A 1,297-nucleotide genomic window follows, 5' to 3' on the forward strand; every position below is an offset into this window, starting at 1 on the left:
AACGCGTGGCATTTTTACTATGCGTTGGTTTTAGTGTTTAAGGCGGTATGCGGCGACTTCGGTATTGCGTTGCTCACGCCCTTAACAGGGCGTTAGTCGCCAGAAAAAGCTAGCAGTCAAAATCATGTTTCTAAGCTTAAAATTTGGCTGATGATTGTTTGCTATGCAGGCTCTTCATCGATGGTCAAAACTCAGTTTCAGCTGTTTCAAGTCCAAAGTTTTGCAAGTGTCCAAGCGGTATTTTTGGTCTTTGGTGCTGACAGAGCAGGGCAATCGAGCGTCTGTTCTTAGTTGCAACTCTGCTCGGTGAGTTTGTTGGTTTAAAAGCTCATTTACTTGCTGAAATGACGTTTTCTCTGGTGTTGTAAGTTTCATGTGGTTTCAGTGACTTTGTTGAAAGTCCGCACTGTGAGATTGGTTTTCCAAAAGCGCTTTTTGGTGTTGTGAGTTCGTTTTCTACGGCGTTGTTTGTTCCAAGTGGTTTCATTGACTAGCCGCTTTGAGACTACGCCTGATTTAACTGCGTTAAAGCACATATAGTTTATTGTTTGCAAAGTTTAAAATAACTTAAAATCAACCCTTTGGGTCTGCAAACTAACAAACTGTTCAAGAGGGATTCGCAACGCGTGGCATTTTTACTATGCGTTGAATTTAGTGATTAAGGTGGTTTGCGGCAACATCGGTATTGCGTTGCTCACCCCTTAGCAGGGCGTTATACGAATAGAGGGAAATTATGTACAAAAATACTGATTTTAACTTGAATTCAAAAGAGTTCAGGTTTAAGAAAGACTCATATCCTTTGTCTAAGATAAGCAATGTTAGGGTTAAAAAGTTAAGTTTTCTTGATAATTTAGGTCAAGTTTTATTCTGGGTGTGTGTTTTTTCAGGGGCAGTTTGGTTAGTTATTCCAAGGTTGGAAGAGGTGCCACAATGGCTACTAGTTTTAGTTCTTAGTCTGACGGTTGTAGGTTTGGTTTTTGCTCTTTTTCGTTGTTCTAAATATGCACTTCAAGTCGAGTTTCGCCACATAGATGAAACGGGCGTTCAATGGGTTAATGTCGCTAAGTCATACTCAAAGTCAGATTGTGAGTTATTTGAACAGCAAGTGTTGGCACTGAAGAAATTCGTATAACAAATTGTTCAAGAGTGATTCGGCACGCGTGGCATTTTTACTATGCGTTGGTTTTAGCGGCTAAGGTGGTATGCAGAAGCTTCGGTATTGCGTGCCTCACACCTTAACAAGGCGTTATGTTCTCTGGGCTAGGAAGGGATATGGAAACAGTTAAAATGCTAGATT

1 protein-coding gene and 1 pseudogene are annotated in these 1,297 nt (G+C 40.7%); one reads left to right on the forward strand and one right to left on the reverse strand.

Annotated elements, in window-relative coordinates; all coding sequences use genetic code 11:
* Window positions 1–184: 184 nt before the first annotated feature.
* A pseudogene (locus R8N49_RS31080) lies at window positions 185–487 on the reverse strand (hypothetical protein).
* Between the two features lie 246 nt (window positions 488–733).
* On the opposite strand from R8N49_RS31080, the gene R8N49_RS24745 reads away from it, so the two are divergent.
* Window positions 734–1,132: a DUF6232 family protein gene (locus tag R8N49_RS24745; RefSeq protein WP_206959762.1), complete on the forward strand. Its 399-nt coding sequence runs from the start codon at window positions 734–736 to the stop codon at window positions 1,130–1,132.
* The last annotated feature ends 165 nt before the right edge of the window (window positions 1,133–1,297 follow it).

The sequence above is a fragment of the Vibrio sp. 1978 genome (assembly GCF_033344345.1).